Here is a 21443-nt window from a genome sequence, read left to right as displayed (position 1 = left end):
CGCCTGAAGAAAACTTCGGGAGAATCGCCATGCGTGCGGCTCAATTGAAAGCTGTGTTGCCACGGGAGCTGCTGGCTTCCGTGGTTGTGTTTCTGGTCGCCCTGCCGCTGTGCATGGGCATCGCGATTGCCTCAGGGCTGCCGCCGGCAAAAGGTCTGATCACCGGCATCATCGGCGGCCTGGTGGTCGGTTGGCTGGCGGGGTCGCCGTTGCAGGTCAGCGGTCCGGCGGCGGGTCTGGCGGTGCTGGTTTTCGAGCTGGTGCGCCAGCATGGCATCGAGATGCTCGGGCCGATCCTGCTGCTCGCCGGTTTTCTGCAACTGGTCGCCGGGCGGCTGAAGCTTGGCTGCTGGTTTCGGGTCACGGCGCCAGCAGTGGTCTACGGCATGCTCGCGGGCATTGGCGTGTTGATTGTGCTCTCGCAAATCCATGTGATGCTCGATGCCAAGCCGCAGCCTTCCGGGCTGGACAACCTCACGGCGTTCCCAGCGGCCGTGGCGCAGGCCTTGCCATCGTTCGGCTGGCAGGCGGGTCTGCTCGGTCTGTCGACGATTGCGGTGATGTGGCTGTGGGAAAAATTCCGCCCGCATTCGCTACGCTTCATTCCCGGCGCATTGCTCGGTGTGGGTCTGGCGACGGTGGCGAGCCTGATGCTGGCGTTGCAGGTCAAGCGCGTTGAGGTACCGGCGAACCTGGCCGAGGCGATCGATTGGCTCAAGCCGGCCGACCTGATGAGCCTGGCCGACCCGACACTGCTGATTGCCGCGTTCGCCGTGGCGTTTATCGCCAGTGCCGAAACCCTGTTGTCCGCCGCGGCGGTGGACCGCATGCACAGCGGCGTGCGTTCGGACTTCGACCGTGAACTGTCGGCGCAAGGTGTCGGCAACATGCTCTGCGGTCTGGTCGGCGCGCTGCCGATGACCGGAGTGATCGTGCGCAGTTCGGCCAACGTCCAGGCCGGTGCGACCACACGCTACTCGACGATTTTCCATGGCCTATGGCTGCTGGCATTCGTGCTGTTGCTGTCGAGCGTGCTGCAAAGCATTCCGGTGGCGAGTCTGGCGGGTGTGCTGGTGTATACCGGCTTCAAGCTGGTCGACCTGAAAGCCTTCCGTGGTCTGGGTCGATACGGGCGGATGCCGATGTTCACCTACGCCGCTACAGCGTTGGCGATCATCTTCACTGACCTGCTCACCGGTGTGCTGATCGGCTTCGGTCTGACAATGTTGAAGCTGGCATTCAAGGCTTCGCGCCTGAAGATCAGCCTGATCGACTTGCCGCAGGACGGCGAGATGGAACTGCGTCTGGTTGGTGCAGCGACGTTCCTCAAAGTGCCGGCGCTGACTCAAGTGCTGGGCAGCATTCCTCACGGCACCACAGTGCATGTGCCGCTCAACAACCTGAGCTACATCGACCATTCGTGTCTCGAGTTGCTTGAGGAATGGGGCCGGGCGAATGCGGCGAAGGGGTCGAAGCTGTTGATCGAATCGCGCGGGTTGAAGCGACGGCTTGAGGGGCGGGTGCGGACTAACACCGGCATCGGTGCGGCCGGCTAGATAATCCATTGTGAACACAAACCCTGTGGGAGCGAGCCTGCTCGCGAAAGCGGTGTATCAGCCAACAGAGATGTTGAATGATCGACCGCATTCGCGAGCAGGCTCGCTCCCACACTGGATTTATGACCCAAGAAAATCAGGCAGCAGGCTGATCGAGCTCAAGCCCCACACCCAACCGGCGGCTCATGCACGGCCAGCGTTTCCACGCCGCGCCGGTGTCCGGGCTGCTGAGTTTTTCGCGGTAGGCTTCTACCGATTCCAGGGCAAAACTCTCTTCGTTGAGCATCTCGTCGATCGCGTGATGCACCGCTTCGTCCAGTTGGTTGGCGAATTCCTCACCGATCAATTGGTGAGCAATCAGGTTGGCGACCGTCATGTCCAAGGGGATCAATGGCTGGCCGAAATGCTTGATGTACAGGTCGTTGACCTCTTCGACAAAACGGTGTGCCAGATAGGCCTCGTCGAGCAGGCTGTCCAGGCCGACGTGCCCAGCCATGATCGCCGGCGGCTGGAGGAAATACTGCTCGGCGATCTTCAGCACCGGTTTGATCTGCGATTCGATTCCCGCTTCCCTGGCGACTTCATTGGCTGCATCCAGCAGGTCCGGCACTTCATCGATGTAGGCGGCGACAAAACGTGTCAGAACGCCCTGGGCGTCGGCTTCCGGCAACTGGATCGCCGGGTGCAGGTGAGGCAGCTTGCTTTCCAGCTGACGGGTCAGCAGGCCGGTGTCTTTTTCGTGCTGTTGGGCTTGTTGGATCTGCTCGCGCAATGCGGCGGTGTTCATGAAAACTCCAGGAAACAAGGCAATGAAATAGGGAAGACATAACTTAGCTGGCTTACGAAAAACGCTAAGACGCATTTGTCATAATTATTTCATCCTTGATGCAGCTGCGTTATATCCATTCGCCACCACTCGTCTGCATCCTTCTCCATTCGGGCACTTGAACGCAAGCGCCGGGTGTTTCAGCTCATTTACGTGCCCGGGTTGCAAATCCCGGGCGCTGTCTATACTCGCCAATGAATGGAGTTAGCTGATGACGCCCGACTGCACCCGCAGCAAGGCCCGGCGATTCAAGTTCGTAGTCTGATGCAGCCGCTCCCTTGCCGCAGGCGATACGCCGGCGGGATAACAAGAACGATAAGGGGAACCCGCAATGATGCGACATCCACATGTCTGGATGGGCCTCCTGTTGTGGTCGATTTTCAGCCCGGCCAACGCGGCCTGGACTGTGAATATGGCGCCTGGAGCGACTGAAATCAGTCACGCAGTATTCGACCTGCACATGACCATTTTCTGGATCTGTGTGGTGATCGGGATCATCGTCTTCGGCGCCATGTTCTGGTCGATGATGGTGCACCGCCGCTCTACCGGCCAGGTCGCGGCCAAATTCCACGAAAGCACCGGCGTCGAGATCATGTGGACCATCGTGCCGCTGCTGATCCTGGTGGCCATGGCCGTCCCCGCCACCGCGACGCTGATCAAGATGTACGACACCAGCGAGCCGGACATCGATATCCAGATCACCGGTTATCAGTGGAAGTGGCACTACAAATACCTGGGCCAGGACGTTGAGTTCTTCAGCAACCTGGCCACCCCCGCCGAACAGATTCACAATAAAGAAGCCAAGGGCGAGCACTACCTGCTCGAAGTCGACAAGCCGCTGGTGCTGCCGATCGGCGCCAAGGTGCGCTTTCTGGTGACCTCGGCTGACGTCATTCACTCATGGTGGGTGCCGGCGTTTGCGGTCAAGCGCGACGCGATCCCCGGGTTCGTCAACGAAGCCTGGACGCGCATCGACAAACCCGGCCTCTACCGTGGCCAGTGCGCCGAATTGTGCGGCAAGGACCACGGCTTCATGCCGATCGTGGTCGAGGTCAAGGAACAGGCCGACTACGAAAAATGGCTCGCCGAGCGCAAGGCCGAGGCCGCGCAGCTCAAAGAACTGACCAGCAAGGAATGGACCCTCGACGAGCTCAAGGAGCGCGGCGACAAGGTTTACCACACCACCTGCGTTGCCTGTCACCAGGCCGAAGGCCAGGGCCTGCCGCCGATGTTCCCGGCACTCAAGGGCTCGAAAATCGCCACCGGGCCGATCAAGGATCACCTGAGCATCGTCTACCACGGCAAACCGGGCACCGCCATGGCGGCGTTCGGCAAACAGCTGTCGGAAGTCGATATCGCAGCGGTCGTGACTTACGAACGTAACGCCTGGGGCAACAACAAGGGCGACATGGTCACGCCAAAAGAAGTGCTGGAGCTGAAACAGGCGGAAAGCAAATGAGCCGGTCAATTGCGTATTCAGTGAACCGGTCGGGGCAGCGCGCCCTGGCCTGCCCCGTCCACTTTCGTGAAGGAGACCGGCCATGAGCGCTGTCATCGATGACCACGGTCACGCCGACCACGCCCACGGCCCCGCCAAAGGCCTGATGCGCTGGGTGCTGACCACCAACCACAAGGACATCGGCACGCTGTACCTGTGGTTTGCCTTCTGCATGTTCCTGCTCGGCGGCTCGTTCGCCATGGTCATTCGCGCCGAGCTGTTCCAGCCCGGCCTGCAGATCGTGCAGCCGGAATTCTTCAATCAGATGACCACCATGCACGGTCTGGTCATGGTGTTCGGCGCGGTGATGCCGGCGTTCGTCGGTCTCGCCAACTGGATGATTCCGCTGATGGTCGGCGCGCCGGACATGGCCCTGCCACGGATGAACAACTTCAGTTTCTGGCTGTTGCCGGCCGCGTTTCTGCTGCTGGTCTCGACCCTGTTCACCCCCGGTGGCGGGCCGAATTTCGGCTGGACCTTTTATGCGCCGCTGTCCACCACTTACGCACCGGAGAGCGTGACGTTCTTCATCTTCGCCATCCACTTGATGGGCATCAGTTCGATCATGGGCGCGATCAACGTGGTCGCGACCATCCTCAACCTGCGCGCGCCCGGCATGACCCTGATGAAAATGCCGCTGTTCGTGTGGACCTGGCTGATCACCGCGTTTCTGCTGATTGCAGTGATGCCGGTGCTCGCTGGCTGCGTGACGATGATGCTGATGGACATCCACTTCGGCACCAGTTTCTTCAGTGCTGCCGGCGGCGGTGACCCGGTGCTGTTCCAGCATGTGTTCTGGTTCTTCGGCCACCCCGAGGTGTACATCATGATCCTGCCGGCGTTCGGCGCGGTCAGCCAGATCATCCCGACCTTCGCGCGCAAACCTCTGTTCGGCTACACCTCGATGGTCTACGCCACGGCGAGCATCGCGTTCCTGTCGTTCATCGTCTGGGCGCACCACATGTTCGTGGTCGGCATCCCGCTGGTGGGCGAGTTGTTCTTCATGTACGCGACCATGCTGATCGCCGTGCCTACGGGTGTGAAGGTGTTCAACTGGGCGAGCACCATGTGGCAGGGCTCGATGACCTTCGAGACGCCGATGCTGTTTGCCGTGGCGTTCGTCATCCTGTTCTCCATTGGCGGTTTCTCCGGGCTGATGCTGGCGATCGCCCCGGCGGACTTCCAGTATCAGGACACCTACTTTGTCGTCGCGCATTTCCACTACGTGCTGGTGCCGGGGGCGATCTTCGGCATCTTCGCCTCGGCCTATTACTGGCTGCCGAAGTGGACCGGGCACATGTACGACGAAACCCTCGGCAAGCTGCATTTCTGGCTGTCGTTCGTGGGCATGAACCTGACCTTTTTCCCGATGCACTTCGTCGGCCTTGCGGGGATGCCGCGACGGATTCCGGATTACAACTTGCAGTTCGCCGATTTCAACATGGTCTCGTCGATCGGCGCGTTCATGTTTGGCGCCACGCAGATCTTCTTCCTGTTCATCGTCATCAAGACCATCCGTGGCGGCGCACCGGCCCCGGCCAAACCGTGGGACGGCGCCGAAGGGCTGGAGTGGAGCGTGCCGTCGCCGGCGCCGTATCACACCTTCACCACGCCGCCGGAAGTGAAATGAACACCTCCTGTTTTTTGCAATGTGTGCAGAGGCACAGATCCCCAGTGGATGCTCACAGATCTTCTGTGGATGTACACAGATCCCCTCACCACAGCATCACCGGCCACCAGGGAACACGAGGGAGGCATGAACCATGGCTGACTCGATCTCGCTGAAGAAACTCGTCACCCGCCTGTTGCTGGTGGTGGTGGCGATGTTCGTCTTCGGTTTCGCCCTGGTGCCGATCTACGACGTGATGTGCAAAGCCTTCGGCATCAACGGCAAGACCGGCGGCCAGTATGCGGGCGAGCAAGTGGTCGACACCTCGCGCCAGGTGCGCGTGCAGTTTCTCTCGACCAACACCGCCGACATGCCGTGGGACTTTTACCCGAAACACGACGAGCTGACCGCCAATCCCGGCGCGGTGAACGAGATGGTCTTCATCGCACGCAATCCCACCGACAAACCGATGAGTGCGCAAGCGGTGCCGAGTATTGCGCCGAGCAACGCCGCGGCGTTTTTCCACAAGACCGAATGCTTTTGCTTTACCCAGCAGGTGCTGCAACCCGGTGAACAGATCGAGATGCCGGTGCGTTTCATCGTTGACCGCGACATGCCCAAGGAAGTGAAGCACCTGACGCTGTCCTACACGCTGTTCGATATCACCGCCCGACATCCGCCGGTGGCTGTTAACACTGGCGGTTGAGCGTGGCCGATAAGGAGAACAATAAATGGCAACTCATGAGCATTATTACGTCCCGGCCCAGAGCAAATGGCCGATCATCGCCACGCTCGGGATGTTCGTCACCGTGTACGGCCTCGCCACTTGGTTCAACGATCTCAAGGCCGCACGCCCGGACTCCCACGGCCCGCTGATCTTTTTCGTCGGCGGCCTGCTGCTGGCGTACATGCTGTTCGGCTGGTTCGGTGCGGTGATCAAGGAAAGTCGCGCGGGGCTGTACAGCCCGCAGCTGGACCGCTCGTTCCGCTGGGGCATGAGCTGGTTCATCTTTTCCGAGGCGATGTTCTTCGTCGCCTTCTTCGGCGCGCTGTTCTATGTGCGCCATGTGTCCGGGCCGGCGCTGGGCGGTGAGGGGCCGAAAGGCATCGCGCACATGCTCTGGCCGAACTTCGAATTTGTCTGGCCGCTGCTGCACACACCTGATCCGAAACTGTTCCCGCCGCCAAAAGAAGTCATCAGCCCGTGGGGCCTGCCGCTGATCAACACCATTCTGCTGGTCAGCTCCAGCGTGACCATCACCATCGCCCACCATGCGCTGAAGAAAGGCCATCGCGGCGCACTGAAACTGTGGCTGGCGATCACCGTACTGCTGGGCATCGCGTTCCTCGGTTTCCAGGCCGAGGAATACATCCACGCCTATAAAGAGCTGGGGTTGACCCTCGGCTCGGGCATCTACGGCGCGACGTTCTTCATGCTCACCGGATTCCACGGCGCCCACGTGACCATCGGCACGATCATCCTGTTCGTGATGTTGATGCGCATCATGAAGGGCCACTTCGACAACGAGCACCAGTTCGGTTTCGAGGCGGCGAGCTGGTACTGGCACTTCGTCGATGTGGTGTGGATCGGTTTGTTCTTCTTCGTTTACGTCCTCTGACTGCTGGCGCTACCAGGGCGCATGGGACACCAACTGGCCGCTGTAGAAACCCCAGGCCATCAGGCCGACGGTGCCCACGGCCAGTGCCACCCGAACACTCAAGGCGATGACCAGCCGATTGGAGCTGCTGTCGTCCTTGACCAGGAAAAACAGGCCGCTGAACAGGCTGACGACCGTGGCAATCAGCATCAGGACGATCGCTGCTTTGAACATGGCAAGACTCCGGGGGACAGGCGATGCAATTGAGTATAGCGATCGCGATGACTGACTTTATGGCGCGCCCATGAAGCGCTTTAGCCCGGGCGTGATTCCCACTGTCGTGGTGGCGCTGTTGCTGCCGCTGATGGTTGCGCTGGGCTTCTGGCAACTGGGCCGGGGCGCGGAGAAAACCGCGCTGCTGGCCAGTTATGCCGAACGTCGCGTGGCCGAACCGCTGGCCAGCAGTGAACTGCTCGGCAACGCCGACCCGGCTTACCGCCGCGTGCGCCTGCACGGCCAGTTCGACCCCGCCCATACCCTGTTGCTCGACAACCGCCAGCGTGGCGGCAAGGTCGGCGTTGAACTGCTGCAACCGTTTCAGGATCAACGCAGCGGTCTGTGGCTGCTGGTCAATCGCGGCTGGTTGCCTTGGCCCGACCGGCGTGTGCCGCCGCAATTTACAACACCCACCGAGACGCTGACGCTCGACGCCTGGGTCTATGTCGCCCCCGGCGCAACGTTCCAGTTGCACGCCGATCCGGTCAGCAGTATCTGGCCGCAGACCATCACCGCCGTCGAGCCGGGCAAATTGTGGCGAACCCTGGAGCGCGACGGCTTCGCCTACGAATTACGTGCCGAACCCGGCCCGGTCAGCTATCAGACCGATTGGCCGGTAGTCGCGATGGGTCCGGAAAAACACCTCGGCTACGCCGTGCAATGGTTCGCCATGGCCACGGCCCTGCTCGGTCTTTACCTCTATTTGGGCTGGCACAACGCAAAGGAGAAACGCCATGGGAAGCGCCATGAATCCACCCAGCATGTCTGAGGCCAAACCCGTTCCCAGCCGCCGGCGCGGGCGCATTCAGTTGTTGCTGATCGTGCTTGGCGTGGTCGGGCCGATGCTGCTCGCCACCGGCATGTACAAATTGCAGTTCTGGGTGCCGGAAGGACGCAGCTATCACGGCGAGCTGATCGGCAACGGCCAGACCCGCGCCGACCTCGGCGTGCAGGCCGACGAGCAGCGCTGGCAGATTCTGGTCACGGCGCCGAAGGATTGTGCCGTCGATTGCCAGCAACTGGTTTATCTGGCGCGGCAGATCCAGATCAGCCTCGGCCGCGAAGCCGGGCGCGCCAGCCACGCCCTCGCCGCCGCGCAACCACTGAGCGCCGATTACGCCGCCAAGCTCGACCGTGAATATCCGCAACTGCAGCGCTATCCGCTGGATGCCGGCGTGTTCGCCAGGACCACCGGCGACAAAGCCGTGCCGCAGCTGTGGATCGTCGACCCGCACGGCAATCTGGTGCTGCGTTACGAGCCGAATGTGAAGGGCAAGGATCTGCTTAACGACCTGCGGCATCTGCTGAAACTGTCGAACATCGGATGAGGGCATCGTCATGGCCAAACCTGGATTTCGCCTCGCGCTGTTTGCCACCCTGCTGGCACTGATTGTAGTGCTGCTCGGCGCCTACACCCGCCTGACCCATGCCGGCCTCGGCTGCCCGGACTGGCCAGGCTGCTACGGCTTTATCAGCGTGCCGAAAAGCGAGGCGCAACTGGCCCATGCCGAACTGCACTTCCCTGACGCGCCAGTGGAGGCGCACAAGGGCTGGAACGAGATGATTCACCGCTACTTCGCCGGCACCCTCGGTTTGCTGATTTCAGTGCTGGCCGGGCGCGCCTGGGTCAACCGGCGCCATCCGGGCCAGCCGCTGAAACTGCCGCTGTTTCTGCTGGCGGTGGTCATCGCCCAAGCGGCGTTCGGTATGTGGACGGTGACGCTCAAGCTCTGGCCACAAGTGGTCACCGGACATTTGCTCGGCGGCTTTGCCACGTTGAGTCTGCTGTTTCTGTTGACGCTGAGGTTATCCGGCGTGCTGCCGGCGCTGACGGTACCGAAGCGCCTGCAATATTGGGCGACGGCGGGGCTGCTGCTGGTAATCGGCCAGATCGCTTTGGGCGGCTGGGTCAGTTCCAACTATGCAGCGGTGGCCTGCATCGACTTCCCCACCTGCCATGGCCAATGGCTGCCGCCGGCGGACTTCGCCAATGGTTTTCACCTGACCCAGCACATCGGCCCGAATTATCTCGGCGGACAACTCGATAGCGACGCGCGCACGGCCATTCATCTGACACACCGCATCGGCGCTTTGCTGGTGACGGTCGTACTGCTCGGTCTGGCCTGGCAGTTGAAAGTGGTGGGCATGACCCGACTGGCCGGTTTGCTGCTGATCGCCCTTGCGGCGCAGATCACCCTCGGCATCAGCAACGTGCTGTTTCATCTGCCGCTGCCGGTGGCCGTCGCCCATAACGCTGGCGGTGCGGCGCTGTTGCTGACGCTGGTACTGGTCAATTATCACGCGCGCACCAGCCTGCTGCGGGTGAGCCAACCGGTGCTGGCGCGCTGGCGCTTGAGTGCGCACAAACCTGCCGTTGCGCCCATCGCATTGAAAGGAGAAACGCCATGGCGAGTCTGATCGGCGAGCGTGCGGCGCAAGCGCTGTGGCGCGATTATCTGGAGCTGACCAAACCGAAAGTCGTGGTGCTGATGCTGATCACCTCGCTGGTCGGCATGTTCCTCGCCACCCGCGCGGGCGTACCGTGGACAGTGCTGGTGTTTGGCAATCTGGGCATTGCGTTGTGTGCCGGCGGTGCGGCGGCGGTCAATCATGTGGTCGATCGGCGTATCGATGCGGTAATGGCGCGCACGCACAAACGTCCCTTGGCCGAAGGCCGGGTTTCACCTGCGGCGGCGCTGACCTTCGCATTGGTGCTGGCGCTGCTCGGTCAGGCGCTGCTGCTGACTTTCACCAATCAGCTGACCGCGTGGCTGACCCTCGCCTCGCTGCTCGGTTACGCGGTGGTCTACACCGGTTTTCTCAAGCGTGCGACGCCGCAGAACATCGTCATCGGCGGCCTCGCTGGCGCGGCGCCACCGCTGCTCGGCTGGACCGCCGCCACCGGCCATGTCAGCGCCGAACCGCTGTTGCTGGTGCTGATCATCTTCGCCTGGACCCCGCCGCATTTCTGGGCGCTGGCGATTCATCGCAAGGAGGAATACGCCAAGGCCGACATTCCGATGCTGCCGGTGACCCATGGCGAGCACTACACCAAAGTGCACATTCTGCTCTACACATTTGCGTTGCTGGCGGTGAGTCTGCTGCCGTACGTGATTCACATGAGCGGCGTGTTGTATCTGGTCTGTGCGCTGGTGTTGGGCGCAAGGTTTCTGCAATGGGCCGTGGTGCTGTACCGTGGCAGTCGGCCGCACGCGGCGATCAACACCTTCAAGTACTCTATTTATTACTTGTTCCTGTTGTTCATCGCCCTGCTCGTAGACCACTACTTACTGTTGAACCTATGACCCGAACCCAGAAAACCGTCTTCATCCTCGTCGCCGTGATCGCGCTGATCCTTGGGCTTACCGTCAACAAAGTGCTCAGCGGCAAAGGCCAGGGCGACCCGACTGCGCTGATCGACGCCGGCATTATCCTGCTGCCGCAGAGCCGCAACCTGCCGGACGTGACCATGACCGATCAGGACGGCAAACCGGTTGCAATCGATGAGTTGAAAGGCAAATGGAGTCTGTTGTTCTTCGGCTACACCTTCTGTCCGGACATCTGCCCGACCACCCTGGCGCAACTGCGACAGATCAAGAGTGAACTGCCGAAAGAGGCTGTGGATAAATTGCAGATCGTGCTGGTCAGCGTGGACCCCAACCGCGATACGCCGAAGCAGTTGAAGCAGTATCTGGGCTACTTCGATCCGCAGTTCATTGGCCTGACGCCTTCATCTATCGCAGAGCTGCAGAAGGTGGCGAATGCGGTGAGCATTCCGTTCATTCCGGCTGATACCAGCAAGCCGAATTACACCGTGGACCACAGCGGCAATCTGGCCGTGATCGGGCCGGATGGTACGCAGCGTGGGTTTATTCGGGCGCCGTTGAATAACACAAAACTGGTGGCGCAATTGCCGGTGATGCTCAACCGCAAATAAACGCAGAAAGCGAAAAGCCCCTCACCCTAACCCTCTCCCAGAGGGAGAGGGGACTGATCGGGGGATGCTGAAGCAATACGCCGACTTGTAAGCGCTGTGCTGAATCCATAATCGACTGGATCTTTCATGTCGATGCATAGCGCCAGACACCTCSGTCGGCCCCCTCTACCTCTGGGAGAGGGCTGGGGTGAGGGGCAGCTTCAAAGCAGGTCCAAAGCCAGACACCAGACACAAAAAAGGGGACGCCATTGGCGTCCCCTTTTTCATTGCAGCCATCCAAATCAGAACGCCGGCAATACCGCGCCTTTGTACTTCTCGGTAATGAACTGCTTCACTTGCGGGCTGTGCAGCGCAGCCGCCAGTTTCTTCATCGCGTCGCTCTCCTTGTTGTCCGGGCGGGACACGAGGATGTTCACGTACGGCGAGTCGTTGCCTTCGATCACCAGCGCATCCTTGGACGGATCAAGCTTGGCTTCCAGCGCGTAGTTGGTGTTGATCAGCGCCAGATCGACCTGGGTCAGCACGCGCGGAATGGTCGCGGCTTCCAGTTCACGGATCTTCAGGTCTTTCGGATTCTCGGCGATGTCTTTGACGGTCGACAGAATGTTCTTCGAATCCTTGAGCTTGATCACGCCAGCCTTGTCCAGCAGCAACAGCGCACGGCCGCCGTTGGTGGCGTCGTTCGGGATCACCACGTTGGCACCGCCGGGCAGGTCTTTCAGATCCTTGATCTTGCTCGAATATGCGCCCAGTGGCTCCAGATGCACGCCTGTCACAGCGACCAGATCAGTGCCCTTGGCCTTGTTGAACTCATCAAGATACGGCTGGTGCTGGAAGAAGTTCGCGTCCAGACGCTTTTCCGCGACCTGTACGTTCGGCTGAATGTAGTCGGTGAAGACCTTGACCTTCAGATCCACGCCTTCCTTGGCCAGGGCCGGTTTGACGAACTCGAGGATTTCCGCGTGCGGCACCGGAGTGGCGGCAACGGTCAGGGTCTCGGCGTGGGCCGAAAACGCCGCAACAGCGGCGAAAGCAGCGATCAGTTTTTTCATTCAGCTAACTCCTTGTGAGGGCGCCCGCCAGCGAATGGCCCGCGCCTCTTGATTAAAAAACCGCTTATTTGCGCGAGAAATGCACGACCAGGCGGTCGCCAACCATTTGCAGCACTTGCACCAGAATCAACAGCAGCACCACGGTGACGATCATCACGTCGGTCTGGAAACGCTGATAGCCGAAACGGATCGCCAGGTCGCCCAGACCACCGGCGCCGACCACACCGGCCATCGCCGTGTAGGACACCAGTGTAATCGCTGTCACCGTAATCGCTGCGAAGATGCCCGGGCGGGCTTCCGGCAGCAGGGCGTTCATGATGATCTGCCGCGTGGTCGCGCCCATCGACTGGGTCGCTTCGATGATGCCGCGATCGACTTCGCGCAGCGCGGTTTCCACCAGACGCGCGAAGAACGGCGTGGCGCCCACCACCAGCGGCGGGATCGCCCCGGCCACACCCAGCGAGGTGCCGGTGATCAGCACGGTGAACGGGATCATCACGATCAGCAGAATAATGAACGGCAGCGAACGCAAGATGTTCACCACCAGCGACAGCACGGCGTAGAGGCCACGGTTCTCCAGCAACTGACGCGGGCTGCAGAGAAACAGCAGCACCCCCAGCGGCAGACCGAGCAGCACGGTGAACAACAGCGAACCGCCGAGCATCAGCATGGTGTCGCCAGTCGCCAGCCAGATTTCGTACCAGTCGATATTGGCGAAGAAACTCATCAGGTCGGCCATTAGCGCAACACCTCCATGTGAACGTCAGCGGCGGTGAAGCGGGCAAACGCCGCTTCCATGTCGCCACCGGTGACAGCGAGGGTCAGTTGCCCGTACGGAATGTCTTTGATGCGGTCGATGCGACCGGCAAGGATGCTGTAGTCGACGCCGGTTTCCCGGGCGACGGTGCCGAGCAACGGCGCGTAGGTCGCTTCACCCTGGAAGGTCAGACGCACGATGCGCCCGGGCACGTGGGCGAAATCGTCACGCTGCTCGCTCTCGTCAATCTGCTCGCTTTCCTGGACGAAACGCTTGGTGGTCGGGTGCTGCGGATGCAGGAACACATCGGCCACCGGACCCTGCTCGACGATCACGCCGGCGTCCATCACCGCGACCTGATCGCAGACTCGACGGATCACGTCCATTTCGTGGGTGATCAGGACAATGGTCAGTTTCAGCTCGCGATTGATTTCTGCCAGCAGTTGCAGGACCGATGCGGTGGTCTGCGGGTCGAGGGCGCTGGTGGCCTCGTCGCACAGCAGAATCTTCGGCTTGGTCGCCAGCGCACGGGCGATGCCGACGCGCTGCTTCTGACCGCCGGACAGTTGCGCCGGGTACTTTTTCGCGTGGTCGGACAAACCGACCCGCGCCAGCAGCTCGGCCACCCGTTGGTTGATTTCACTGCTCGACAGCTCACCGGCCAGGGTCAGCGGCAGGGCCACGTTGTCGGCGACGGTCTTGGAGGCGAGCAGATTGAAGTGCTGGAAGATCATCCCGACCTGCTGGCGGAAACGGCGCAGGCCGTTGGCGTCCAGTGCGGTGACTTCTTCGCCGTCGACGATGATCTTGCCGCCACTGGAGTCTTCCAGGCGATTGATCAGACGCAGCAGGGTACTTTTGCCCGCACCGGAATGGCCAATCAGGCCGAACACCTGGCCGTTCTCGATGGCGAGACTGGTCGGGTGCAGCGCGGGAATATCCTTACCGGCAACGCGGTAAGTCTTGTGGACGTTTTGAAACTCGATCACGTAGCGAACCTTGTGGGGCGCGTTGGAAAAGGATCAGCGGTTAGCCGGGCGCGCATTTTAGCCTGTCCGTATAGAGGTTCTTAGCATTTATTTCGCAATTAACCTTCGATTTGGCAATAACAAGATCAAAGGTCATAAAAAAGGAACGCTCCGAGCGCCTCATCAGTCACTAGTTAAGCGACTTGAAACCCTGGGTGCCGTGCCCGGGAATCACTCAAGGGTCTGCGGAAGGCATCCGGGGCCAAACGAGGAGTTTACGTCTGATGAGCATCAAAAAGCCTGCACCTGATAAAAGCGAAATGGCCGGGACCGATACCCCGGATCGCGCCAACACCAACGCCAAGCTCGACAGCCTGGAAGATTTCCGTTCCGACGCCACCGGTCAGGCGCTGCGCACCAATCAGGGCGTGAAGATCGCGGACAACCAGAACACCCTCAAAGCCGGGCCGCGCGGGCCTTCGCTGCTGGAAGATTTCATCATGCGTGAAAAGATCACGCACTTTGACCATGAGCGCATTCCGGAGCGTATCGTCCATGCGCGCGGTACCGGCGCCCACGGTTTCTTTCAGACCTACGAGAACCATGCAGCACTGACCAAGGCCGGTTTCCTACAGGATCCGGGCAAGAAAACCCCGGTGTTCGTGCGTTTTTCTACGGTGCAGGGGCCACGGGGTTCCGGCGATACCGTGCGCGACGTGCGCGGCTTTGCGGTGAAATTCTTTACCGATGAGGGTAACTTCGACCTGGTCGGCAACAACATGCCGGTGTTCTTCATTCAGGACGCGATCAAGTTCCCGGACTTCGTCCACGCGGTGAAACCCGAGCCGCACAACGAAATCCCGACCGGCGGCTCGGCTCACGACACGTTCTGGGACTTCGTCTCGCTGGTGCCGGAATCGGCGCACATGGTCATCTGGGCGATGTCCGACCGGGCGATCCCGAAAAGCCTGCGCAGCATGCAGGGCTTTGGCGTACACACCTTCCGCCTGATCAACGCCGAGGGCAAATCACGCTTCGTCAAATTCCACTGGCGCCCTACCGCCGGCACTTGCTCGCTGGTGTGGGACGAGGCGCAGAAGCTCGCCGGTAAGGACACCGACTACCACCGCCGCGACCTGTGGGAAGCGATCGAGATGGGCGATTACCCGGAATGGGAACTGGGCGTGCAGATCGTCGAAGAAGAGAACGAACACGATTTTGACTTCGACATCCTCGACCCGACCAAGATCATTCCAGAAGAAATCGTCCCGATTACGCCGCTGGGCAAAATGACCCTGAACCGCAACCCGGACAACTTCTTCGCCGAAACCGAGCAGGTCGCCTTCTGCCCTGGCCACATTGTGCCGGGTATCGACTTCTCCAATGACCCGTTGCTGCAAGGTCGGCTGTTTTCCTATACCGACACGCAGATCAGCCGACTCGGCGGGCCGAACTTCCATGAGTTGCCGATCAACCGTCCGGTGGCGCCGTTCCACAACGGCCAGCGCGATGCGCAACACCGCACCACCATCGACAAGGGGCGTGCCTCGTACGAGCCGAACTCGATCGACGGCGGCTGGCCGAAAGAAACCCCGCCGGCGGCACAGGACGGTGGTTTCGAGAGCTACCCGGAGCGCATCGACGCAGCGAAGATCCGTCAGCGCAGCGAGTCGTTCAGCGATCACTTCTCCCAGGCCCGCCTGTTCTTCAACAGCATGAGCGACCACGAGAAAGAGCACATCATCGCTGCCTACAGCTTCGAGCTGGGCAAGGTCGAACGTGAGTTCATCCGTGCCCGTGAAGTGAACGAGATCCTCGCCAATATCGACCTGAACCTGGCCAAACGCGTGGCTGAAAACCTTGGTTTGCCGGCACCCGCCAAAGGCACGGTCGAAGTGCGCAAGACCTCGCTGGAGCAATCGCCAGCGCTGAGCCAGGCCAACCTGCTGCCGGGCAACATCAAGACGCGCAAAGTGGCGATCCTTGCTGCCAACGGTGCTGACGCTGCGGCCATCGATGCGATGAAGAAGGCGCTGGAAGCCGAGGGCGCCCACGCGAAACTGCTTGGCCCGACCTCGGCGCCAGTGAAGACCGCTGACGGCAAGGCATTGCCGGTGGATGCGTCGATGGAAGGCATGCCTTCAATTGCGTTCGATGCGGTGTTCGTACCGGGTGGCGCGGCGTCGATTACCGCGTTGAGCGGTGACGGCGTGGCGTTGCACTACCTGCTCGAAGCCTACAAGCACCTGAAGGCGATCGCGCTGCACGGCGAGGCCAAGCAATTGCAGGACTTGCTGAAGCTGGATGCGGATGCTGGGCTGCTGCAGGGCGCGGATGTAGGGGCGTTGACCAAACCGTTCTTCGCCGCGATCGGCGAGCATCGGGTCTGGGCGCGGGAGCCTAAGGCCAAGGCTATTCCGGCTTAAGATCTTTATTGGCTGAGAGGACGCTTTCGCGAGCAGGCTCGCTCCCACAGGTACGCTGTTGCACCTGTGGGAGCGAGCCTGCTCGCGAAGCTTTTTATGGCTTGCGCGGGCTTAAAACCATCTGCGCCGGAACCGTGCGCAAGATCTGCTTCTCGATCTGCAAATCAAAATCAGGATCGAGCTTCTTTACTCGCTTGCTCAGCAACGTCGCCAGCCAAGGATAATCCGCGGTGCGCGGCGCCTGAATGCTGACAGCGCATTCGTAATTCACCACATCGGCGGCGATAGCATCGAGTTGCCGTTGCAGCTTGTGAATATCGCCGATGTTCAACGCAACAGTGGTGCTCTCGGCGGTCGGGTCGATGACCTTGGCTTTCGGCCTGGCTTCGGCAGCCAGCAGCGCGGCCTCGGCCTTTTCCAGCTCGGCCTTGCGCGCTTCGGTGATCGCGCCGTTGACGCCGCCGGTCAGCGCTGGCGCCTTGGGCATCAGAGCACGGGCGCGGCTGAGCGCGGTGGCGGCAGCGTTGACATCGCCTTTCTGCAGAACGATCTGGCTGCGGCGCAGGTACGCCTCGGCCAGCTGCCGCTGGTACTGCTCAAGGGACTGATCGTTGGGGGTCGCGGCCTGCAACGCGGCCAACTGGTCTTCGGCGGTGGCCAGTTCGCTGCTGGCCAGGCTTTGCTCCAGCTGCGCGATGGCCGTAGCCCGCGCGTCCGGGACTTCAGCCACCGGCGGCGTGCTTTGGCAGGCGCCCAGTAGCACTGAAAATGCGACAAGGAGCAGATAACGGGAGGCGAACGGCTTCATTCCTGCGACTCTCTAATTGCGCAAAAAGCGGCCAAGTCTACACCCCACGACGGGGCAGAACAAAACTCAACAGAAACAGCGCGGCTGCCGTCACAACGATAGACGGCCCCGCCGGGGTGTCCTTGAACCACGACAACGCCAGCCCGCCGCACACCGCGAGCATGCCCAGCAGGCTCGCGCCCAAGGCCATCTGCTCCGGCGAACGGGCGTGACGCTGTGCCGCAGCCGCCGGAATGATCAGCAGCGAAGTGATCAGCAGCACACCGACGATTTTCATCGCCACGGCGATCACCACCGCGATCAACAGCATCAGCGCCAAGCGCAAACCCGCAACCGGCAGGCCTTCGACCCGCGCCAATTCTTCGTGCACGGTGACCGCCAGCAGCGGCCGCCACAGCGTCACCAGCAACAACAGCACCGCCGCGGTGCCACCGAGAATCCACGCAAGATCGCTCGGACTGATCGCCAGCAAGTCGCCGAACAGATAGGCCATCAGGTCGATCCGCACTTCATGCATGAAGCTTAGTACCACCAGGCCGAGAGAGAGCGTGCTCGGTGCAAGAATTCCCAATAGTGTGTCGGACGCCAGTGGCTGACGCTGTTGCAGCGTCACCAAGAGCACCGCCAGCAGCAGGCAACCGACCGTCACTGCCACGGTCGGGCTGACGTCCAGCAAAAAGCCCAGTGCCACGCCGAGCAATGCGGCGTGGGACAGGGTATCGCCGAAATAGGCCATGCGCCGCCACACCACAAACGAGCCGAGCGGTCCGGCCACCAGCGCCAGGGCCAGACCTGCAAGCAGGGCATACAAAAGAAAATCAGCCATGCTTGCAGCCGTCTCCATGAACATGAGGTTGCCCGCCGAGCGGACCTTTGACCACCGAACCGTGCAGGTCGTGGGCGTGGTCGTGATGGTGGTGATAGATCGCCAGACTCGGCGCGTTCTTGCCGAACAACTCGACAAATGCCGGATCGCCGCTGACCTGCTCGGGATGCCCGGAGCAGCAGACGTGACGATTGAGGCAGACCACCTGATCGGTAGTGCTCATCACCAGATGCAAATCGTGGGACACCATCAGCACGCCGCAACCGTGGCGGTCGCGCAGACGGGTGATCAGGCTGTACAGCTCGGCCTGCCCGGCCACGTCGACGCCCTGCACCGGTTCATCCAGCACCAACAGTTCCGGCTCACGCAGCAGTGCCCGAGCCAGCAGCACACGCTGCATTTCGCCGCCGGAAACGCTCTGCACCGGGCTGTCGATCACGTGTTCGGCGCCAACTTCCTTCAACGCGGCCAAGGCACGCGAACGATCGACGCCAGGCACCAGGCGCAGGAAGCGCAGCACTGACAGCGGCAGCGTCGGGTCGACATGCAGCTTCTGCGGCATGTAGCCGACGCGCAATTTCGGCTTGCGCCAGACGCTGCCACTGTTCGGCTTCAACAGCCCGAGCACGGCGCGTACCAGCGTGGTCTTGCCGGCGCCATTGGGGCCGATCAGGGTGACGATCTGCCCCGGCTCGACGCTCAGCTCGATGTTGTCCAGCACGGTCTGCCCGGCAAACGTGACGGCGACCTGCTCCAGACGGATCAGCGCGTTGCTCATCAGGCCCCCTGGCAACCGGCGCACAGACCAACCACTTCGACCGTCTGCGCTTCGACGATGAAACCGACATCTTTGGCGCTGCTGATGATCGCGTCGCTGATCACTTTTTGCTCAAGTTCGATGGCGGCGTGGCACTCGCGGCAGATCAGGAACTGGCCTTGATGCGCGTGTTCAGGATGCACGCAGCCAACGAAGGCGTTGAGCGACGAGATGCGATGGACCAGGCCGTTTTCGAGCAGGAAATCCAGTGCGCGGTACACCGTAGGCGGCGCTGCGCGGCGGCCGTCCTGCTCGCTGAGCACCGCAAGGATGTCGTAGGCACCCAGCGGCTTGTGGCTTTGCCAGACCAGTTCCAGCACGCGGCGGCGCAGGGCAGTCAGACGCAAACCTTTCTGCGCACACAAGGTATCGGCCTCGGACAGAGCGCTGTGCACGCAATGGGAGTGGTCGTGGGGACGGCTGGCAATCGGTGTAATAGGCATGAGCGGCGACGAGATTTGCTGGAGACGTTATTATGTTACCCGTTCTCGCTTCCTTGAGTGGTCATCGTGTCCCGACTTTTTTCTGTTTTTGTGGCTTTTGTTGCCAGTTTTCTGCTGATCGGTACGGCCCAGGCCGAGGTCAAAGTGCTCACCAGTATCAAACCGTTGCAGCTGATTGCCGCTGCCGTGCAGGACGGCGTGGCGATTCCCGAGGTGCTGCTGCCGCCGGGTGCCTCCCCACACAATTACGCCCTGCGCCCATCCGACGTACGGAAGGTGCAGTCAGTCGATCTGCTCTACTGGATCGGCCCGGACATGGAAGGTTTCCTGCCGCGCGTACTCGGCGGTCGCAGCCTGCCGAGCGTCGCCGTGCAGGATCTGCCGGGGCTCAAGCTGCGGCATTTTGGCGCGGACAACCATTCCCATGCCGAAGAAGCCGACGAGCATGATCACGATCATCGCCCCGGCTCGCTGGATGCACATTTGTGGCTGTCACCGGTCAATGCGCGGGTAATCGCCGACAAAATGGCCGCCGACCTCAGCGCCGCCGACCCGGCCAATGCCCAGCGCTATCAGAGCAATGCCAAAGCCTTCGATGAACGTCTGGATGCGCTGGATCAGCGCTTGAAGACGCGTATGGCCAATGTCGAAGGCAAGCCGTACTTCGTCTTTCACGAGGCCTTTGATTATTTCGAAGACGCTTACGGCCTGAAGCACGCGGGCGTGTTCGCGGTGGCCGCCGAAGTACAGCCCGGCGCCCAGCATGTCGCGGCGATGCGCAAGCGTTTGCAGGAAGTAGGCAAGACCTGTGTGTTCAGCGAACCGCCGTTGCGTCCGCGCCTGGCGGAAACCCTGGTGGCCGGTTTGCCGGTGAAACTCGCCGAGCTGGATGCGTTGGGCGGGTACACACCGGCGACGGCTCAGGGCTATGAGCAGGTGCTGGAAAAGTTGGGCAATGATTTGGCGGAATGCCTGGAATCTCTGTAACCCCATAGAAAAAGATCGCAGCCTTCGGCAGCTCCTACAGGGTGTACATCAATCCCTTGTAGGAGCTGCCGAAGGCTGCGATCTTTTGATCTTAAAGGGCGAAAGGCAACGGTGTGTGCACCTTCTGCCGCTGCGCCAGGCGCTGCTCGAACTCTTGCGGATCGTGAATCAACACATCCTGCCCGGCGAACTGCTCGGCGGCGATCAGGCGTGACAGCCAGAACCGCACACAAGCCACACGCAACATCGTTGGCCAGAGCTCAGCCTCCGCCGCCGTGAACGGGCGCAGCGCCGCGTAGGCACCGAGGAATGCCCGGGCGCGCGGGCCATCGATCACGCCCTCCTCGTCCGAACACCAGTCATTCAACGCGATCGCCACGTCGTACAGCATCGGCCCCGAGCAGGCGTTGTAGAAGTCGATCAACCCGGTCAGATGGGTGCCTTCGAACATGGCGTTGTCGCGGAACAGATCGGCGTGAATATTGGCGCGAGGTAGCGCAAGAATCTTCTCTTTGCGCTCGGTGATCTCATCCAGCGCCTTTTGCAGCAAGGCACGCGGCTCATCGCTCAGGTGCGAGAGAAATTCAGTGCCCTCCTCCAGCATCCAGTCCAGGCCGCGATCGGTCTTGCGCTTGATCATGCGCTCGCCTTGAGTCGCCAGATGCAGATGTGCCTGCAACTCACCGACCTGGGCGCAATGCTGGGCGTTGGCGACCTTGATGTGCTTGCCCGACAGACGCGGTTGCAGCAACGCCGGCTTGCCTTTGAGTTCACGCAGTGCCACGCCGTCAGTGGTGCGCAGGGCGTAAGGCACCGGCAGATCGGCTTCGTGCAGCACGTCGAGCAGGTCGATGAAGAACGGCATCTCCTGCACCGGGCCGCGCTCGACCAGGGTCAGGACAAACTCGCCCTGCTCCAGACTGATGAAGAAATTGGTGTTTTCGCTGCCGGCGGCGATCCCCTGGAAATCAAGCAGGCGGCCGAGCCCGTAAGGGGCGAGAAAGGTTTCCAGCTCGGGCCGAGCCAGGGGAGTGAACACAGACATGTCTTGACTGCCAG

22 protein-coding genes are annotated in these 21443 nt (G+C 61.3%); 12 read left to right on the top strand and 10 right to left on the bottom strand.

Annotated elements, in window-relative coordinates; translation table 11 throughout:
• The first annotated feature begins 29 nt into the window (after nt 1–29).
• Nucleotides 30–1556 carry a SulP family inorganic anion transporter gene (locus tag ASG55_RS24710; RefSeq protein ID WP_056791263.1) on the top strand — a complete coding sequence of 509 codons (1527 nt, stop codon included), beginning with the start codon at nt 30–32 and terminating at the stop codon, nt 1554–1556.
• A gap of 136 nt (nt 1557–1692) precedes the next feature.
• Here ASG55_RS24710 and ASG55_RS24705 read toward each other — a convergent pair whose 3' ends face one another.
• The gene (locus ASG55_RS24705) at nt 1693–2343 is read right to left on the bottom strand and encodes a hypothetical protein (RefSeq protein WP_041476468.1); all 651 of its coding nucleotides are present in this window, start codon (nt 2341–2343) and stop codon (nt 1693–1695) included.
• A gap of 370 nt (nt 2344–2713) precedes the next feature.
• Between ASG55_RS24705 and coxB the strand changes: the two genes are divergently transcribed.
• The 4 genes from coxB (at nt 2714) to ASG55_RS24685 (ending at nt 7108) form a co-directional block, all read left to right on the top strand.
• Nucleotides 2714–3841, top strand: coding sequence for a cytochrome c oxidase subunit II (coxB, locus tag ASG55_RS24700; RefSeq protein WP_016772326.1), 1128 nt, complete (start codon nt 2714–2716; stop codon nt 3839–3841).
• Between the two features lie 82 nt (nt 3842–3923).
• A complete protein-coding gene (gene ctaD / locus ASG55_RS24695; RefSeq protein WP_016772327.1) occupies nt 3924–5510 on the top strand; it encodes a cytochrome c oxidase subunit I in 1587 nt (528 codons plus the stop codon).
• Nucleotides 5511–5643: 133 nt separating this feature from the next.
• Nucleotides 5644–6195: a cytochrome c oxidase assembly protein gene (locus tag ASG55_RS24690; RefSeq protein ID WP_016772328.1), complete on the top strand. Its 552-nt coding sequence runs from the start codon at nt 5644–5646 to the stop codon at nt 6193–6195.
• 25 nt (nt 6196–6220) lie between these two features.
• Complete coding sequence (locus ASG55_RS24685; protein WP_056791260.1) at nt 6221–7108, top strand: cytochrome c oxidase subunit 3; 888 nt, start codon at nt 6221–6223, stop codon at nt 7106–7108.
• Nucleotides 7109–7117: 9 nt separating this feature from the next.
• Here the strand turns inward: ASG55_RS24685 and ASG55_RS24680 are convergent, their stop codons facing one another.
• A complete protein-coding gene (locus ASG55_RS24680) occupies nt 7118–7321 on the bottom strand; it encodes a twin transmembrane helix small protein (protein ID WP_056791257.1) in 204 nt (67 codons plus the stop codon).
• 70 nt (nt 7322–7391) lie between these two features.
• Between ASG55_RS24680 and ASG55_RS24675 the strand changes: the two genes are divergently transcribed.
• From ASG55_RS24675 to ASG55_RS24655, 5 genes are read left to right on the top strand one after another with little or no spacing between them, the layout of a single operon-like run.
• On the top strand, nt 7392–8132 hold the full coding sequence (locus ASG55_RS24675) for an SURF1 family protein (RefSeq protein WP_056791254.1): 741 nt from the start codon (nt 7392–7394) through the stop codon (nt 8130–8132).
• Nucleotides 8098–8691 (top strand): hypothetical protein, encoded by a 594-nt coding sequence (locus ASG55_RS24670; protein WP_056791251.1) that lies wholly within the window; start codon nt 8098–8100, stop codon nt 8689–8691. Before ASG55_RS24675 ends, ASG55_RS24670 begins: the two co-directional genes overlap by 35 nt.
• A 10-nt stretch (nt 8692–8701) precedes the next feature.
• Nucleotides 8702–9781 carry a COX15/CtaA family protein gene (locus tag ASG55_RS24665; RefSeq protein ID WP_056791248.1) on the top strand — a complete coding sequence of 360 codons (1080 nt, stop codon included), beginning with the start codon at nt 8702–8704 and terminating at the stop codon, nt 9779–9781.
• A complete protein-coding gene (gene cyoE / locus ASG55_RS24660; RefSeq protein WP_056791245.1) occupies nt 9769–10668 on the top strand; it encodes a heme o synthase in 900 nt (299 codons plus the stop codon). Before ASG55_RS24665 ends, cyoE begins: the two co-directional genes overlap by 13 nt.
• Nucleotides 10665–11300, top strand: coding sequence for an SCO family protein (locus ASG55_RS24655; protein WP_056791242.1), 636 nt, complete (start codon nt 10665–10667; stop codon nt 11298–11300). Before cyoE ends, ASG55_RS24655 begins: the two co-directional genes overlap by 4 nt.
• A 281-nt stretch (nt 11301–11581) precedes the next feature.
• Here ASG55_RS24655 and ASG55_RS24650 read toward each other — a convergent pair whose 3' ends face one another.
• The 3 genes from ASG55_RS24650 to ASG55_RS24640 all read right to left on the bottom strand — a co-directional run bounded on the left by ASG55_RS24650 (nt 11582) and on the right by ASG55_RS24640 (nt 14098).
• Nucleotides 11582–12352, bottom strand: a complete 771-nt coding sequence (locus tag ASG55_RS24650) for a MetQ/NlpA family ABC transporter substrate-binding protein (RefSeq protein WP_056791240.1) — start codon at nt 12350–12352, stop codon at nt 11582–11584.
• A gap of 64 nt (nt 12353–12416) precedes the next feature.
• Entirely contained in the window at nt 12417–13091 is a 675-nt protein-coding gene (locus ASG55_RS24645) for a methionine ABC transporter permease (protein WP_016772337.1), read from the bottom strand.
• Complete coding sequence (locus ASG55_RS24640; protein ID WP_016772338.1) at nt 13091–14098, bottom strand: methionine ABC transporter ATP-binding protein; 1008 nt, start codon at nt 14096–14098, stop codon at nt 13091–13093. The genes ASG55_RS24645 and ASG55_RS24640 overlap by 1 nt, the downstream gene beginning before the upstream one ends.
• Before the next feature lie 263 nt (nt 14099–14361).
• On the opposite strand from ASG55_RS24640, the gene katE reads away from it, so the two are divergent.
• Nucleotides 14362–16503, top strand: a complete 2142-nt coding sequence (katE, locus tag ASG55_RS24635) for a catalase HPII (RefSeq protein WP_056791237.1) — start codon at nt 14362–14364, stop codon at nt 16501–16503.
• Nucleotides 16504–16597: 94 nt separating this feature from the next.
• On the opposite strand, the gene ASG55_RS24630 is transcribed toward katE, so the two are convergent.
• From ASG55_RS24630 to ASG55_RS24615, 4 genes are read right to left on the bottom strand one after another with little or no spacing between them, the layout of a single operon-like run.
• Nucleotides 16598–17311, bottom strand: a complete 714-nt coding sequence (locus ASG55_RS24630) for a PA5502 family lipoprotein (protein WP_016772339.1) — start codon at nt 17309–17311, stop codon at nt 16598–16600.
• Nucleotides 17312–17348: 37 nt separating this feature from the next.
• Nucleotides 17349–18137 (bottom strand): zinc ABC transporter permease subunit ZnuB, encoded by a 789-nt coding sequence (znuB, locus tag ASG55_RS24625; protein WP_056791234.1) that lies wholly within the window; start codon nt 18135–18137, stop codon nt 17349–17351.
• The gene (znuC, locus tag ASG55_RS24620) at nt 18130–18915 is read right to left on the bottom strand and encodes a zinc ABC transporter ATP-binding protein ZnuC (protein ID WP_024014991.1); all 786 of its coding nucleotides are present in this window, start codon (nt 18913–18915) and stop codon (nt 18130–18132) included. Before znuC ends, znuB begins: the two co-directional genes overlap by 8 nt.
• Nucleotides 18915–19397 carry a Fur family transcriptional regulator gene (locus tag ASG55_RS24615; RefSeq protein ID WP_024014990.1) on the bottom strand — a complete coding sequence of 161 codons (483 nt, stop codon included), beginning with the start codon at nt 19395–19397 and terminating at the stop codon, nt 18915–18917. Before ASG55_RS24615 ends, znuC begins: the two co-directional genes overlap by 1 nt.
• Nucleotides 19398–19463: 66 nt before the next feature.
• Here ASG55_RS24615 and ASG55_RS24610 point away from each other — a divergent pair, with 66 nt between their 5' ends.
• A complete protein-coding gene (locus ASG55_RS24610; protein ID WP_177342736.1) occupies nt 19464–20384 on the top strand; it encodes a zinc ABC transporter substrate-binding protein in 921 nt (306 codons plus the stop codon).
• A 91-nt stretch (nt 20385–20475) separates the two neighbouring features.
• Here ASG55_RS24610 and ASG55_RS24605 read toward each other — a convergent pair whose 3' ends face one another.
• Entirely contained in the window at nt 20476–21429 is a 954-nt protein-coding gene (locus tag ASG55_RS24605; protein ID WP_056791227.1) for a homoserine kinase, read from the bottom strand.
• Between the last annotated feature and the right edge of the window lie 14 nt (nt 21430–21443).

The sequence above is a fragment of the Pseudomonas sp. Leaf434 genome (assembly GCF_001425545.1).
GTDB classification, from domain to species: Bacteria; Pseudomonadota; Gammaproteobacteria; order Pseudomonadales; family Pseudomonadaceae; genus Aquipseudomonas; species Aquipseudomonas siliginis.
The sequence above is the reverse complement of the archived record's forward strand: the minus strand, read 5'-3'. Positions and strand labels throughout refer to the sequence as shown.